Source organism: Pseudomonas sp. ADAK18, from assembly GCF_012935695.1.
Classification (GTDB): Bacteria; Pseudomonadota; Gammaproteobacteria; order Pseudomonadales; family Pseudomonadaceae; genus Aquipseudomonas.
Window position 1 is genome coordinate 692,896 of sequence record NZ_CP052859.1, and the last position, 13,254, is coordinate 706,149.

The following is a 13,254-nucleotide window of genomic DNA, read 5'->3' on the forward strand; positions in this document are numbered from 1 at the left end:
GTTGTGTAGTCGCTGCCGGTGGCTGTAGCCGCTGTCGAGGTACGAGGCTGCGCTGGGCTTGGCGAGGGCGGTCCTGCGGACACGCATCGCAGCCTCGTGCCTCGGCAGCGGCTACAGGAGGGTACTGATCCTGGCCGGCACTAATGGCGAGCGTGGCAGCGGAGCGTCCCAGCCAAACAGGGTTTGCGCGGCGGTGCCACACACGCGGCCCTGGCAAGCGCCCATGCCGCAGCGGGTTTGCAGTTTGGCGGCGGTCCAGGAGCTTTCGCAAGCCATGGCAGCAAAGGGCACATCCTCGCAGCGACACAGTAGCGTATCAGGCTGTGCCAGGCGGTGGATCGCCGGGTTCAGCGCAAAGGCTTGCCTGACCTGATCGGCAAAGGCCTGCCAATGGTCGCGACGCACAAGCAGTGCCTCAATCTCTGGGTGTTGCCCACTGGCCGCCAGCCCGGCGATCTCTCCCTCGATCAACGCCAGTTCGCTGCCCCCGACGCCGGTGCATTCTCCCGCGGCATACACCTCGGGCAGGCTGGTGCATTGCCGTGAGTCGACCGCTATGGCGGTGCCTTGCAGTTCACACCCCAAGTGCGCCGCGAGGGTGGTGTTGGGCACCAGCCCGAAACCGCAGGCCAGGCGCTCACAAGGGATTTCCTTGAGGCGGCTACCGACCTTGATCCGTACCGCTTCCAGCCGCTGGTCACCCAGGGCCTCGACCACGTGACTGTTCCAGCGATAGGCCGTGGTGGCGAGGTCGAGGGCTTGGCGAATCTTCGTCGGCCAACGCCACAGTTGCGCGGCAAATCCCGTGACGGATCTGGCGCAGGCCTGCTCCAGCACGTTTTCAACCTGAGCCCCGGCTTTACGTGCCGTGGCTGCACTGGCCAGCAACAGCGGGCCACTGCCGGAAATCAGCGTGCGTTCGCCCTGTATGGACAAGCCATTTTTCACCAGGGCTTGCAGGGCGCCGGCACCAGTGACACCCGGCAGGGTCCAGCCGGGGAAGGGCAGTAACAATTCCCGGGCGCCGCAGCAGAGAATCAGCCGACGGTACTCCATGACAAAGCCATGCTCGGCATTCTCCAGCAGCAGCGATCCTGGCTGGAGTGCCGCCACCACGCGCGTCCCCGGCAGGTAGCGAATCGACGGCTGTTCCAGCACCGCCAGGCGTTCCAGCACCGTAGGTTCCAGTTGAGTATCCGGTCCGTTGCGCCAGATCTGTCCACCGGCACGCGGGTTATCGTCGATCACGGTGATATGCAATCCCGCGCGGCTGGCGGCACGGGCGGCGGCCAAACCGGCGGGGCCGCTGCCCACGATAAGAATGTCGCACGCTTGATTCATACGCTGCGCTCCACCTGCATGCCTTCGCGGCACAAGGTCTGGCAGGCCAGCTGGCGCCGGCCGTTGATGGTCATCCGGCATTCCTGGCAAATACCCATGCCGCAAAACGCTGCTCGAGGCTGGCCGGTGCAGGACGTGCGAGTGACCGTCACCGCAGCGGCGACGGTGATGCCGTCGCGCACCGTCAGCGGTTGGCGCTCCAGGTAAATAATCATGCGGTCACTCCAGCGAAGCGCTCGGGAAGGTAAGGGCGAATATCCAGGTCGGGTGTTTCACCCAACATTTGCGCCGCCAGCAGGCGGGCGCTGCCGGGGGCGGTGGTGACACCCAGGCCTTCGTGCCCGACCGCCAGCCACAGGCCTTTTTGCTGTGGATGCTCGCCGAGGATGGGCAGGCCGTCCGGTGTCGCCGCACGAAATCCGGTCCAGGCGCGAATGCCATTGAGGTCGCTCAACCCCGGCAAATATTCCACGGCCCGCTGCAACATTCGCGCGAGTACGGCGGGCTCGACCGCATGCTCCAGGGTGTCGAATTGACGAGACGAGCCAATCAGCAATTGCCCCGTGGGACGCGGCTGCACATTGAACGCCACCGAGGTGCCGTCGCTGGCATGGGCGCTGGCGGCGTAGCCCAGTTCCACCAGTTGATGGCTGACCTGCACCGGGTAGCGATCAGTGATCAACAAGTGGCCCTTTTTTGGCCGCAGTGGTAATTCCGGCAGCAACGTCCGGGCGGGATAACCATTGGCCACGACCACGTATTCGGCCGACAACGTGCGCTGGTCGGCCAGTTGCACGCGTTGCGGACCGACGGCCTGGACGTCGGCCTGGAGCTGGCTGATCAGTGGGTGTTTTTGCAGCAGCCATTGGGCGGTCGCCGGGGCGTAGAGAATGCCGTCGCCGATGATTTTCAGAGCGCCACCCAGGCCTTTGCGCAGCATCGGTTCCATTTGTGCCAGTTGTTCGCGGTCGAGCAATTGCCCATCAATGCCATGGTCGGCCAGGGTGCGCTGCTTGGCCCGTGCCAGGTCCATCTCGGCATCATCGGCGGCCAGCCACAAGGTGCCGCAGTTGCGGTAAGCGCAGGCGGCGGGCATCTCGTCGCGCAGGGCATTCCACAGGCCAATGGAATAGTGACTCAGGGCCAGTTCGGCGGCGTTGTCATCCATCGCCACCAGGTGGCCCATGCCGGCACCGGTGGCGCCACCGCTGGCGTTGTCCAGCACCAACACTTTCAGGCCGCGCCGGGCGAACTCGTGGGCGCAGGCCGCACCGACAATCCCGGCGCCGATCACGATCACATCGGCCTCGGCGTTCACAGCACAATGCCCCAGGCGAACGGGTCGCTGTCTTCGATCAGCAAGGTGGCTTCGGCGCTCAGGTGGGCGGTGCCGCGCAGCGTCGGGATGATCTGCTCGCCCACCACGTCATAGTGCGCGGTGAACTGGCTGCCGATCACGCTGGCCTGGGTCCAGGTTGCCCCTTCGGCCAGTTTGCCGTCAGCCGCCAGGCACGCCAGTTTGGCGCTGGTGCCGGTACCGCAGGGAGAGCGGTCGTAGGCTTTGCCGGGGCACAGCACGAAGTTGCGGCTGTCGGCCTGGGCGTCGTCGGCGAACAGTTCGATATGGTCGATCACACCGCCATCCTTGCCGGTGATATGGGCCGCCTCCAGGGCTTCACGCACTGCCCAGGTGTAGTGAGTCAGTGCCTCGACGTTATCGCCGGCAATGCGCTGACCATGCTCGCTGATCAAGAAAAACCAATTGCCGCCCCAGGCAATATCGCCCTGGATCACGCCGTGGCCAGGCACGCTCAGTTCGACCGCTTTGCGATAGCGATACGCGGGCACGTTGCGCACGCTCACCGACAGGTCGTCGTGCAAGGTAGCTTGTACGGTGCCCACCGGGGTTTCGATGTTATGCACGCCTGGCGTGATGCGCCCCAGATGATGCAGCGAGCGCACCAGGCCGATGGTGCCGTGGCCGCACATGCCCAGGTAACCGCTGTTGTTGAAAAAGATCACACCAGCACAGGCGTCGGCGGCTCGCGGTTCGCATAACAACGCGCCCACCAGCACGTCGCTGCCCCGAGGTTCGAGCACGCAGGCGGCGCGCCATTGATCGTGGTCGCGCTCAAGGATCTGCTTGCGCTCGGCCATGGAGCCCTGGCCCAGATCCGGGAAGCCTGCGATCACCAGGCGAGTGGGCTCGCCCCCGGTATGTGAGTCGATGACGGTGATTTTTTTCATGGCAGCACCTGATGAGAATGGCCTACAGAGTGGCTCGCATCGGGACGGATTCGCTTGTTGTTTTTCGCGGGTTGGCATGACGAAATCGGCACAATTGCCGTGGTTGAGGTGCCGATCGTGATTGTGCCGATTTCGTCTCCTTCAAGTAGGAAAAGTCTCAAGCTGCATCGGCGCAAAAGGCGGAATCTGTTTTACGTTTCCAACGCCAGTCGGCCAGACCGACCCTAATAAGGACAAGACCATGAGCCGTAAAGCCATTCATTGGAGCGGGGTTTTTCCCGCTGTCAGCACCCAGTTCAAGCCAGACTTTTCCCTGGACCTGGAAGCCACCCATGCCGTGATTCGCAACCTGGTGGAAGACGGTGTTTCCGGCCTGGTGGTGTGTGGCACCGTCGGCGAAAACACCTCCCTGAGCACTGCAGAAAAGCTCTCGGTCATCGAAGTGGCCAAGGATGCAGCCGCTGGCCGCATCCCGGTGATCGCCGGCATTGCCGAGTTCACCACTGACTTCGCCCGCAACACCGTCAAGGAAGCTGCCCGCGTGGGCGTCGATGGCGTGATGGTAATGCCGGCCCTGGTGTACTCCGCTACCGCACGGGAAACCGCTGCGCACTTCCGGGCGATTGCCACCAGCACCGATTTGCCGGTGATGGTCTACAACAACCCGCCGATCTACAAAAACGACGTGACACCGGACGTGCTGGTCGCTCTGCAGGATTGCGAAAACATCGTCTGCTTCAAGGATTCTTCCGGTGATACCCGACGGTTTATCGACCTGCGCAACGCCGTGGGCGATCGCTTCGTACTGTTTGCCGGCCTGGACGATGTGGTGGTGGAGAGCATCGCCGTGGGGGCTGAAGGTTGGGTCTCGGGCATGTCCAACGCTTTCCCGAAAGAGGGCGAAACGTTGTTCCGCCTGGCCAAGGAAAAGCGCTTTGAAGAGGCGTTGGCGCTGTATCGCTGGTTTATGCCGTTGCTGCACCTGGATGCACGTCCTGACTTGGTGCAGTGCATCAAGCTGTGTGAAGAGCTGGTGGGGCGTGGCTCCTCGATCACGCGTCCGCCGCGTCTGGCGTTGCAGGGCGAGACGTTGGCCGGGGTGAAAGCCATCGTTGCCAAGGCGCTGGCCGAGCGGCCGGCATTGCCGGATGTGGGGCTGTAAAGACTCTATGTGAGTGAATACTTGTGGCGAGCGGGCTTGCCCGCGTTGGGCTGCGAAGCAGCCCCAAAACCTGCCGCTGTGGTCTGTCTGTAAGGCTGAGTCGGGCCTGCAGGGACTGCTACGCAGCCCAACGCGGGCAAGCCCGCTCGCCACAAAGAAGCCTGCTCAACACAACAAGATTTTGCTGTGAAAGACATTTCGATCTGCCTATTCCAATAACCACATAAAAGAAGGCGCGCCTATGTCAGGCCAAGGCAAGTTCAAGAAACAGTTATCGCTGGTCGACCTCACCTTTATCGGTTTGGGGGCGATCTTTGGTTCCGGCTGGCTGTTCGCCGCCAGCCATGTCTCGGCGATTGCCGGGCCGGCAGGGATCTTTTCCTGGTTGCTGGGTGGCTTTGCCGTGTTGCTGCTTGGCATCGTCTATTGCGAGCTCGGCGCGGCCTTGCCTCGAGCGGGCGGAGTGGTGCGTTATCCGGTGTTTTCCCACGGGCCGTTGCTGGGCTACTTGATGGGCTTTATCACACTGATCGCCTTCTCCAGCCTGGTAGCGATTGAAGTGGTCGCCGCACGCCAATACGCCGCCGCCTGGTTTCCCGGCCTGACTCATGAAGGCAGCAGCAACCCGACCATCATTGGCTGGTTGATGCAGTTCGCCTTGCTCTGCCTGTTTTTTGCGCTGAACTACTACAGTGTCAAAACCTTCGCCAAGGCCAACAACGTCATCAGCCTGTTCAAGTTCATCGTGCCGTTGCTGGTGATCGGTGTGCTGTTCACCTTTTTCAAACCCGACAACTTTCATGTCCAGGGTTTTGCGCCGTTTGGTCTGTCGGGCATTGAGATGGCGGTCTCTGCAGGCGGGATCATTTTTGCCTACCTGGGGCTTACACCGATCATTTCCGTGGCCAGTGAAGTCCGCAATCCTCAGCGCACGATTCCCATCGCGCTGATCCTTTCGGTACTGCTCTCCACCCTGATCTACGGCCTGCTGCAACTGGCTTTCCTCGGCAGCATTCCCACCGAAATGCTCGCCAATGGCTGGGGCGCCATCAGCAAGGAATTCTCCCTGCCATACCGCGATATTGCGCTGACCCTGGGTGTGGGCTGGCTGGCCTACCTGGTGGTGGCAGACGCGGTAATTTCCCCCAGCGGCTGCGGCAACATCTACATGAATGCCACGCCGCGCGTGGTCTACGGCTGGGCACGCACTGGCACGTTCTTCAAGATTTTTACCCGCATCGATGAGAAGTCCGGCATCCCGCGTCCGGCGCTGTGGCTGACCTTCGCCTTGTCGGTGTTCTGGACCTTGCCGTTCCCGTCGTGGGAAGCCCTGATCAACGTGGTCTCGGCCGCCTTGGTGCTCAGTTACGCCATTGCCCCGATCTCCGTGGCTGCGTTGCGCAAGAGCGCGCCAGACCTGCCTCGTCCGTTTCGCGTCAGCGGTTTTGCCGTGCTCGGCCCGGTGTCGTTTGTGATCGCGGCGCTGATCGTCTACTGGTCTGGCTGGGGCACGGTGTCGTGGCTGCTGGGCCTGCAAATCCTGATGTTTGTGATCTACCTGGGCTGCAAGCGCCTGGTGCCCACCGCACACTTGAGCCTGGGGGAACAAGTGCGCTCGTCGCTGTGGCTGATCGCTTTTTATGCCCTGACGATTTTGATTTCCTACTTGGGCAGTTTCGGCGGCATCGGTGCGTTGGTGCACCCGTACGACACCCTGGCGGTGACGGTCATGGCCCTGGGCATTTACTACTGGGGCGCCAACACCGGCGTGCCAGCCCACAAGCTGGTGCTGGACGGCGACGAAGAATGATTTTCCTGACGTATAGCGAGAGGTAACCCATGTCCATGACAGGTCAACTGCTGATCGGCCAACGTGCGTGTCGCGGTGAAAACGGTGAACTGCGCGGGCTGGATGCCGCCACCGGGCAGGCATTGGAGCCCTCATTCGGGGGCGCCAGCCTGGCGGATCTGGATCGCGCCTGTGAGCTTGCCGAGGCTGCATTCGATGACTATCGCGCACGGCCGCTGGAGCGACGGGCGGCGTTTCTGGAGAGCATCGCCAGTAACATCCTCGCCCTTGGTGATGAACTGATCGAGCGTTGCATGCAGGAAACCGGGCTGCCTCGTGGCCGTATCGAAGGTGAGCGCGGGCGCACCGTTGGACAGCTGCGGCTATTCGCCGAGGTGGTGCGCAAAGGTGACTTTCTCGATGTGCACATCGACCCGGCCCAGCCTGACCGCACACCGCTGCCGAAGGTCGATTTGCGTTTGCGCAACATCGCCATCGGCCCGGTGGCGGTGTTCGGTGCGTCGAACTTTCCCCTGGCGTTCTCTGTGGCTGGGGGCGATACCGCTTCGGCGTTGGCCGCAGGTTGCCCGGTGATCGTCAAGGCGCATTCGGCGCATCCCGGCACGTCGGAGTTGGTGGGGCGGGCGATTCAGCAGGCGGTGAGTATCCATGGTTTGCCGGAAGGGGTGTTTTCGCTGCTGTTCGATACCGGCCGCAGTATTGGCCAAGGGTTGGTGGCGGATCGTCGGATCAAGGCGGTGGGCTTTACCGGTTCGCGAACCGGCGGCGTGGCGTTGATGAAAATTGCGGCGGGTCGCGAGGAGCCGATCCCGGTGTATGCCGAGATGAGTTCGATCAATCCGGTGCTGTTGATGCCCCATGCATTAGGGGAGCGGGGCGCTTCGATTGCGAGTGGTTTTGTGGCTTCGTTGACCTTGGGCGCGGGGCAGTTTTGCACCAATCCCGGATTGATCCTGGCGATTGACGGGCCGGCGCTACGGTTGTTTGAGGGGGCTGCTGTCGATGCTTTAGAGAAGGTCGCCGCCAATACGATGCTGACACCGGGAATTCATGGCAGTTACTGTCAGGGTGTCGAACGCTTGTTGGCGCATGCCGAGGTCGAGACGTTGGGGCAGGGGCTTGCGGGTGATCGCTATCAGGCCCGAGCGGCGTTGTTCGCCACCTCCGCGGTGGCCTTCTTGCAGCACTTGGCATTGCGTGAAGAAGTGTTCGGCCCTGCATCGTTGATCGTACGCTGCTCTGACGAGGCTCAACTCAAGCAATTAGTGAGCGCCTTGGAAGGTCAACTGACCATCGCCTTGCACATCAGCGAGGCGGATTACCCGCAAGTCCGTGCGTTGTTGCCCACCCTGGAAAACAAAGCCGGGCGCTTGCTGGTCAATGGCTTTGGCACGGGTGTCGAAGTGGGTCATGCCATGGTGCATGGCGGCCCGTTTCCAGCCACCTCGGACACCCGCACCACATCGGTGGGCGGCCTGGCGATTAATCGGTTTTTACGACCCGTGTCGTATCAGGATTTGCCTGCGGCACTGTTGCCGCTGGAGTTGGCGGACAGTAATCCCTTGAATGTGCCTCGGCGGGTCAACGGTGGACGTGCTCATGACTGAGCGCCTTTCGCTGGACGAGGTCCACCACTTGGCGTTGAGCGTGCTGACTCATCACGGCCTGTCCGACGCCCACGCCGAAGCTATTGCGCAGGTCATCACCAGCGCCCAGCGGGATGAATGCCATTCCCATGGTGTTTATCGCCTGCTGGGCTGTGTGCGGTCTTTGCGCCAAGGTAAGGTCGATCCGTCGGCCTCGCCCTCCGTGCGCCACCTTTCGGCGGGTGTGGTGGAAGTGGACGCTCACTATGGCTACTCACTGCTGAGCTTCCAGACGGGCTTGCCATTGTTGGTGGAAAAAGCGCGCAGCCAAGGCTTGGCCGCCATGGCGATCAAGCGCTGTTTTCACTTCTCGGCGCTATGGCCGGAGGTCGAAGCCATCGCCGCAGCAGGACTGGTGGGCATCGCCATGAACCCCAGTCATAGTTGGGTGGCCCCGGCGGGTGGTAGCAAACCGGTGTTCGGCACCAATCCACTGGCGTTCGCCTGGCCAAGACCCAATGGCAACCCGTTCGTCTTTGACTTCGCTACCAGCGCCATCGCCCGTGGCGATATCGAACTTCATGCGCGTCAGGGTTTGGCGATCCCTGCTCATTGGGCGATCGACGCGGACGGCCAACCCACCACCGACGCCAACGCGGCGCTCAAAGGCGCGATGCAAACCTTCGGTGGCCACAAAGGCTCGGCGTTGGCAGCAATGATCGAGTTGCTGGCGGGGGCGTTGATCGGGGATTTGACCAGCGCTGAGTCGATGGCCTTTGACGACGGCGTGGGCGCGGCGCCGTGTCATGGGGAGTTGGTGTTGGCGTTTGATCCCAAGGTGTTTTTGGGGGACGACTATGAGCAGGGATTGCAGCGGGCAGAAGGGCTGTTCGAGGCCATTACCGGGCAGGGCGCGCGGCTGCCTTCCCAGAGGCGGTTTGAGGCGAGGGCGCGGAGTTTGAAGCGCGGGGTTCAGATCCCGAAGGCGTTGTTGGCGGATATTCGGGCGCTGCTCAGTTAAGTGACTCGACGATGCGCTGATCTCGCTCTGTAGCCGCTGCCGAGGCACGAGGCTGCGACGGGCTGCGTAGCGGCCCCAGGGGCGGTCCTGCGGCCCACATCGCAGCCTCGTGCCTCGGCAGCGGCTACAGGGCGAAATCAGACAGCAAGTTCCAGCTCCAGCAAATACTGCTTGGCCTCAAGCCCACCGGCAAACCCGGTCAAGCCGCCCGACGCACCAATCACCCGGTGGCACGGCGTAACAATCGAAATCGGGTTACGCCCGTTGGCGGCGCCCACCGCACGCACGGCTTTCGGGTTGCCGATCTGCAAGGCGATCTGGCTGTAGCTGCGGGTTTCACCGTGGGGAATGGTCAGCAGTGCCTGCCAGACTTTCTTTTGGAAGTCGGTGCCGGCAAAGTCCAGTTCCAGCTCGAAACGATTGCGGGTGCCGGCAAAGTATTCCTTCAACTGCCGCTCGGTTTCCAGCAGCACCGGACTGTCGCTTACCTCCTGCAACGGCCCCAGGCGCACGCGATTGGCGCGTTCGTTTTCCCACAGAATGGCCGCGAGTTTCCCGCCCCGGGCGACAAGGGTCAGTTGGCCGACCGGAGAGGGTATGAGTTTGTATTCGCAAGACATGATCGGACTCCTTGATGAGCAGGTGTGAACGGTACGACGCCACTGTAGATCGGGCAGTCCAGGGAGAAACTACGTTTCTTGCGATCAAATTCGTCGGGTTAGAAGTTCCAGTAAAGCCAGTTGGAGAAAGGCGGGTAGGCATAAAGCCAGACAATGATATAGAGCGCCCTGAGTACCGATGGCGTGCCCAGGGTAGCCATCGAGAGAAGATTGAGCAGCGTGATGATCACGGCGAATATCGTCAGCCACCGACCAGCATTGCTTATGGCAAACCAAACGCCATAAATCGACGACGCGATAGCGGTCATGCTCATGGTTATGGCCAGTAAAGTTGGCAGCTTTACCAGCGTGACCAGCAGTGGGAGAAGCAGCACCAAAGCTACCACCTTTCTGAGTACGGCTTTTGAACCGTGCTGGTTTGACGAGAGCATACTGATTGTTCCCGATTCAGTGTTTGAGGGTTTTGGCAATCATCCGGGTCTAGTCCCACCGCAGCATTCAGAACTTTCTCAAAACGCCTTCATCGATCCTGTTGCAGCACCTTGAGCGCCGCCGAGGCAAGAAAGCCCGAGCGGCTTTTCTCTTCCGGGTGATTCAATACATATTCATCAATCCGGTTCAGCAGATAGCCGGGCAGGGTGATGTTGAGTTTCTGCGCTTTGCCCAGGTATTTGGTGACATCAATACCTACCACCGCCCAGGTACAGCCGGCGTACTGCGGATTGGCCGCGTGCAGGGTAACTTTTTGCGCACTTGGAATCGGTGCACCGTCTTCCGCAAGGATCTCGAAGTGGCCTTCGATGGCTTCGCGGGCCATGGACATGGCTTCGTCCAGGTCATCTCCGGCGCAGAAGCAGCCAGGAATGTCTGGTACTTCCACACCCCAGGCGTGGTCCTCGTCACCGTTTGAAATTGCAATGGGGTACAGCATACTGGTGCCCTCAAAAGGGTGTTTACTATAACCACACAAGACGAGTTATCAACACGATACCTACCTCTAGCGATGAGAGGTTTTTCGCAATGGCGTGTATGAAATGTATGGACCATTAGAGCCTGATGTTTCAGGCGTGTTGGCGAGCCCGCAACCGCTCATCAATCACCGCCATAAACGCCTCGACCAACAGGTTTTGCCCTTCAGCGCGGGTGAGCACCAGCAACTGCGCACAAGCATCAGGATCCGTCAGCGGTCGATAGGTCACGCCTTTGTTCCTCAAACTCTGGGTGCATTCGGGCACCAGTGCGACACCTTGGCCGGCCGCAACCAAAGCAATGATCGAGGTAATTTGTCGCCCGGACGGCCCAGGGCGCAAGGGCAGGTCATTGCGTCGGTAGAGTTGTTCGATGGACTGGTTAAGCCCCGAACCGTAATCGGCCGGGAACAGAATCAACGGATAGGCGCTGAGCTGGGCCAGGCTGACCTCGTCCTGGCTGGCCAGCGGACTATCACTGGAGAGTGCAGCCACCAGCCGTTCCTCACCCAGTGACAACGCTTGCACATCCGTCTGCCCGTTTTGCGGCAATAACCGGCTCAGGCCGATATCCAGGCGTCCATCGGCCACTTGTGAACCCAGGCTGCCGGACGCACATTCCACCAGCGTCAGTTGCACATCGGGAAACCGCTGGGCAAAGGCTTGAATGGTTTGGCTGAACAAGTCAGAAAGAGCAATCGAGCTGACATAACCCAATGCCAGTTGCCCGGCCGAACCGTTGGCCAGTTTGCCCGCGATGACTTCGGCCAATTCAACTTGCTCCAGCACAGATCGGGCATACGGCAAGAAGGATCGACCTTGGGCGGTGAGGGAAACGGTGCGACTGGTGCGGTCGAACAGACGAAACCCCAGCTCGGTTTCCAGTGCTGAAATCTGCCGGGTCAAGGGTGGCTGTGCCAGGTGCAGGCGCAGGGCTGCGCGGCCGAAGTGCAATTCTTCGGCTACGGTGAGAAAGTAACGCAGCTTGCGTAAGTCGAGCATCCTGGCCCTCGTGTCCTGTCTCATGAATACGATTCTCTTTTGACGAGTGGCTGTTTTCGTCAGACAAGGCGCCGCGACGACTCATAGCTTGCTATGGGGAGGAGCGGCAACGCAGTATGACGACAACAGACGCCGTCAAAAAGGATCAGTATTTGTGAGGCAGGACACGGAAGTATTGATCGGTCCGAAATCGGTATTGGTTCTAGACCCACTGGGCATTCTATAAAGCCTTCTCAAAATAAAACGAGAGGTTTCATGAAACCGCATCTGCATTGTGCCCGTCTTGCGCTGTTCCTGTGTGGATGCGCAGCGTTTCTCAACCTCTACGCCACCCAGAGCATCCTCCTGAACCTGGCCGTGCGCTTTCATGTAAGCGCCAACGCAGCGGGGTGGAGCATTATGGTTACCACCCTGGCCGTGGCCATCACCGCACCCTTTGTCAGCCGTCTGACCGCACGCTTTGAGCAACGGACGGTGATCGTCGCCGCAGCGATGTTGTTGGCGCTGCCCTCGTTGATGATCGCCTATACCAACAGCTTTGCCCTGATGTTGGCTTGGCGCTTTATCGAGGGCATGTTGATTCCGGTGGTGTTTGCCACCAGCGTGGCCTACATCGGTGATCGCTGGAGTGGCGGCACCGTCACCGAAGTCACCAGCCTTTACGTTGCCGGGACCGTATTGGGCGGCTTTGCCGGACGCTTTGTGACCGGCGTAATGCTTGAATACGTTGGCTGGCGCGAAGCGTTTGAGTTGTTGGCGGTGTTGAGCCTGGTGGTGGGTGGGTTTATCCAGTTCCTGTTGCCGACCAACTCGAACCGAGTGGTGCGGGTGGCTGCCACCCGTGCAAGCCTTCTCGCCAAACCGCTATTGGCCGCCTATGCCGTAGGCTTTTGCGTGTTGTTCTCCCAAGTTGCGACTTTTACCTACGCGGGGCTCTACCTTGGTCGGGAGCCGTTCAACCTTGGACCCGCCGCCTTGGGAACTATCTACATGGTGTTCCTGCTGGCCTTGGTGGTCACGCCCATTGCTGGCCGCCTGGGCAAATCCCGACCGCAGTCTGAACTGCTGGCGGTCGCCGCGGTGCTCGGCGTCATCGGTTCGGTTCTGACCCTGTTGCCGTCCCTGTGGTACATCGTCCTGGGTTTGGCCCTCAGCTCCACCGGCGTGTTCCTCGCCCAGGCCGCGGCCAATGCTTTTACCACCGCCACTGCCGGGGATAACAAAGCGGGTGCGGTGGGGTTGTACCTGACCTGTTATTACCTGGGTGGCAGCTTCGGCGCCATCGTCCCTGCGATGATTTGGGGACGTTGGGGTTGGGCAGGGTGCGTGGCACTGATTATTGGATTCCAATTGCTGTCATTGCTGATCGCCCTGGTCGGTTGGAAGAAGCCATCAGCCTCCACACTCACTACCACGTAGCAGCTGTCGAGCCCTGGCGAGGCTGCGTAGGCGGCCTGTCTGACACACTGAGTAGCTGCTACGCCAACGTTTCCTTCC

13 protein-coding genes are annotated in these 13,254 nt (G+C 61.0%); 5 read left to right on the forward strand and 8 right to left on the reverse strand.

The annotated features are described in order from the left end of the window. Positions 1-111: 111 nt before the first annotated feature. From HKK55_RS03130 to HKK55_RS03145, 4 genes are read right to left on the reverse strand one after another with little or no spacing between them, the layout of a single operon-like run. Positions 112-1,341, reverse strand: a complete 1,230-nt coding sequence (locus HKK55_RS03130) for an FAD/NAD(P)-binding oxidoreductase (RefSeq protein WP_169353318.1) — start codon at positions 1,339-1,341, stop codon at positions 112-114. Beyond that, complete coding sequence (locus HKK55_RS03135) at positions 1,338-1,556, reverse strand: 2Fe-2S iron-sulfur cluster-binding protein (RefSeq protein WP_169353319.1); 219 nt, start codon at positions 1,554-1,556, stop codon at positions 1,338-1,340. Before HKK55_RS03135 ends, HKK55_RS03130 begins: the two co-directional genes overlap by 4 nt. Further along, positions 1,553-2,659, reverse strand: a complete 1,107-nt coding sequence (locus HKK55_RS03140; protein WP_169353320.1) for an FAD-binding oxidoreductase — start codon at positions 2,657-2,659, stop codon at positions 1,553-1,555. The genes HKK55_RS03135 and HKK55_RS03140 overlap by 4 nt, the downstream gene beginning before the upstream one ends. Further along, positions 2,656-3,588 (reverse strand): 4-hydroxyproline epimerase, encoded by a 933-nt coding sequence (locus HKK55_RS03145; protein WP_169353321.1) that lies wholly within the window; start codon positions 3,586-3,588, stop codon positions 2,656-2,658. Before HKK55_RS03145 ends, HKK55_RS03140 begins: the two co-directional genes overlap by 4 nt. Before the next feature lie 241 nt (positions 3,589-3,829). Between HKK55_RS03145 and HKK55_RS03150 the strand changes: the two genes are divergently transcribed. The 4 genes from HKK55_RS03150 (at position 3,830) to HKK55_RS03165 (ending at position 9,167) form a co-directional block, all read left to right on the forward strand. Then, on the forward strand, positions 3,830-4,750 hold the full coding sequence (locus HKK55_RS03150) for a dihydrodipicolinate synthase family protein (protein WP_169353322.1): 921 nt from the start codon (positions 3,830-3,832) through the stop codon (positions 4,748-4,750). 241 nt (positions 4,751-4,991) lie between these two features. Further along, positions 4,992-6,560, forward strand: coding sequence for an APC family permease (locus tag HKK55_RS03155; protein WP_169353323.1), 1,569 nt, complete (start codon positions 4,992-4,994; stop codon positions 6,558-6,560). A gap of 29 nt (positions 6,561-6,589) precedes the next feature. Continuing rightward, entirely contained in the window at positions 6,590-8,167 is a 1,578-nt protein-coding gene (locus tag HKK55_RS03160) for an aldehyde dehydrogenase (NADP(+)) (protein ID WP_169353324.1), read from the forward strand. Further along, a complete protein-coding gene (locus HKK55_RS03165; protein WP_169353325.1) occupies positions 8,160-9,167 on the forward strand; it encodes an Ldh family oxidoreductase in 1,008 nt (335 codons plus the stop codon). The genes HKK55_RS03160 and HKK55_RS03165 overlap by 8 nt, the downstream gene beginning before the upstream one ends. Before the next feature lie 137 nt (positions 9,168-9,304). Here HKK55_RS03165 and HKK55_RS03170 read toward each other — a convergent pair whose 3' ends face one another. The 4 genes from HKK55_RS03170 to HKK55_RS03185 form a co-directional block, all read right to left on the reverse strand. Then, positions 9,305-9,787, reverse strand: coding sequence for a methylated-DNA--[protein]-cysteine S-methyltransferase (locus HKK55_RS03170; protein ID WP_169353326.1), 483 nt, complete (start codon positions 9,785-9,787; stop codon positions 9,305-9,307). A gap of 98 nt (positions 9,788-9,885) precedes the next feature. Further along, on the reverse strand, positions 9,886-10,218 hold the full coding sequence (locus tag HKK55_RS03175) for a hypothetical protein (protein WP_169353327.1): 333 nt from the start codon (positions 10,216-10,218) through the stop codon (positions 9,886-9,888). Between the two features lie 89 nt (positions 10,219-10,307). Beyond that, positions 10,308-10,718: a type II toxin-antitoxin system HicB family antitoxin gene (locus tag HKK55_RS03180; RefSeq protein WP_169353328.1), complete on the reverse strand. Its 411-nt coding sequence runs from the start codon at positions 10,716-10,718 to the stop codon at positions 10,308-10,310. 130 nt (positions 10,719-10,848) lie between these two features. Next, positions 10,849-11,757, reverse strand: a complete 909-nt coding sequence (locus HKK55_RS03185; protein WP_169353329.1) for a LysR family transcriptional regulator — start codon at positions 11,755-11,757, stop codon at positions 10,849-10,851. 255 nt (positions 11,758-12,012) lie between these two features. On the opposite strand from HKK55_RS03185, the gene HKK55_RS03190 reads away from it, so the two are divergent. Then, positions 12,013-13,176: an MFS transporter gene (locus tag HKK55_RS03190; protein WP_169353330.1), complete on the forward strand. Its 1,164-nt coding sequence runs from the start codon at positions 12,013-12,015 to the stop codon at positions 13,174-13,176. Positions 13,177-13,254 lie beyond the last annotated feature (78 nt).

Excerpts from the sequence above, each read along its gene's own strand:
- HKK55_RS03130 (WP_169353318.1), bottom strand. The coding sequence starts at position 1,341 with ATGAATCAAGCGTGCGACATTCTTATCGTGGGCAGCGGCCCCGCCGGT.
- HKK55_RS03135 (WP_169353319.1), bottom strand. The coding sequence starts at position 1,556 with ATGATTATTTACCTGGAGCGCCAACCGCTGACGGTGCGCGACGGCATC.
- HKK55_RS03145 (WP_169353321.1), bottom strand. The coding sequence starts at position 3,588 with ATGAAAAAAATCACCGTCATCGACTCACATACCGGGGGCGAGCCCACT.
- HKK55_RS03150 (WP_169353322.1), top strand. The coding sequence starts at position 3,830 with ATGAGCCGTAAAGCCATTCATTGGAGCGGGGTTTTTCCCGCTGTCAGC.
- HKK55_RS03155 (WP_169353323.1), top strand. The coding sequence starts at position 4,992 with ATGTCAGGCCAAGGCAAGTTCAAGAAACAGTTATCGCTGGTCGACCTC.
- HKK55_RS03160 (WP_169353324.1), top strand. The coding sequence starts at position 6,590 with ATGTCCATGACAGGTCAACTGCTGATCGGCCAACGTGCGTGTCGCGGT.
- HKK55_RS03165 (WP_169353325.1), top strand. The coding sequence starts at position 8,160 with ATGACTGAGCGCCTTTCGCTGGACGAGGTCCACCACTTGGCGTTGAGC.
- HKK55_RS03170 (WP_169353326.1), bottom strand. The coding sequence starts at position 9,787 with ATGTCTTGCGAATACAAACTCATACCCTCTCCGGTCGGCCAACTGACC.
- HKK55_RS03175 (WP_169353327.1), bottom strand. The coding sequence starts at position 10,218 with ATGCTCTCGTCAAACCAGCACGGTTCAAAAGCCGTACTCAGAAAGGTG.
- HKK55_RS03180 (WP_169353328.1), bottom strand. The coding sequence starts at position 10,718 with ATGCTGTACCCCATTGCAATTTCAAACGGTGACGAGGACCACGCCTGG.
- HKK55_RS03185 (WP_169353329.1), bottom strand. The coding sequence starts at position 11,757 with ATGCTCGACTTACGCAAGCTGCGTTACTTTCTCACCGTAGCCGAAGAA.
- HKK55_RS03190 (WP_169353330.1), top strand. The coding sequence starts at position 12,013 with ATGAAACCGCATCTGCATTGTGCCCGTCTTGCGCTGTTCCTGTGTGGA.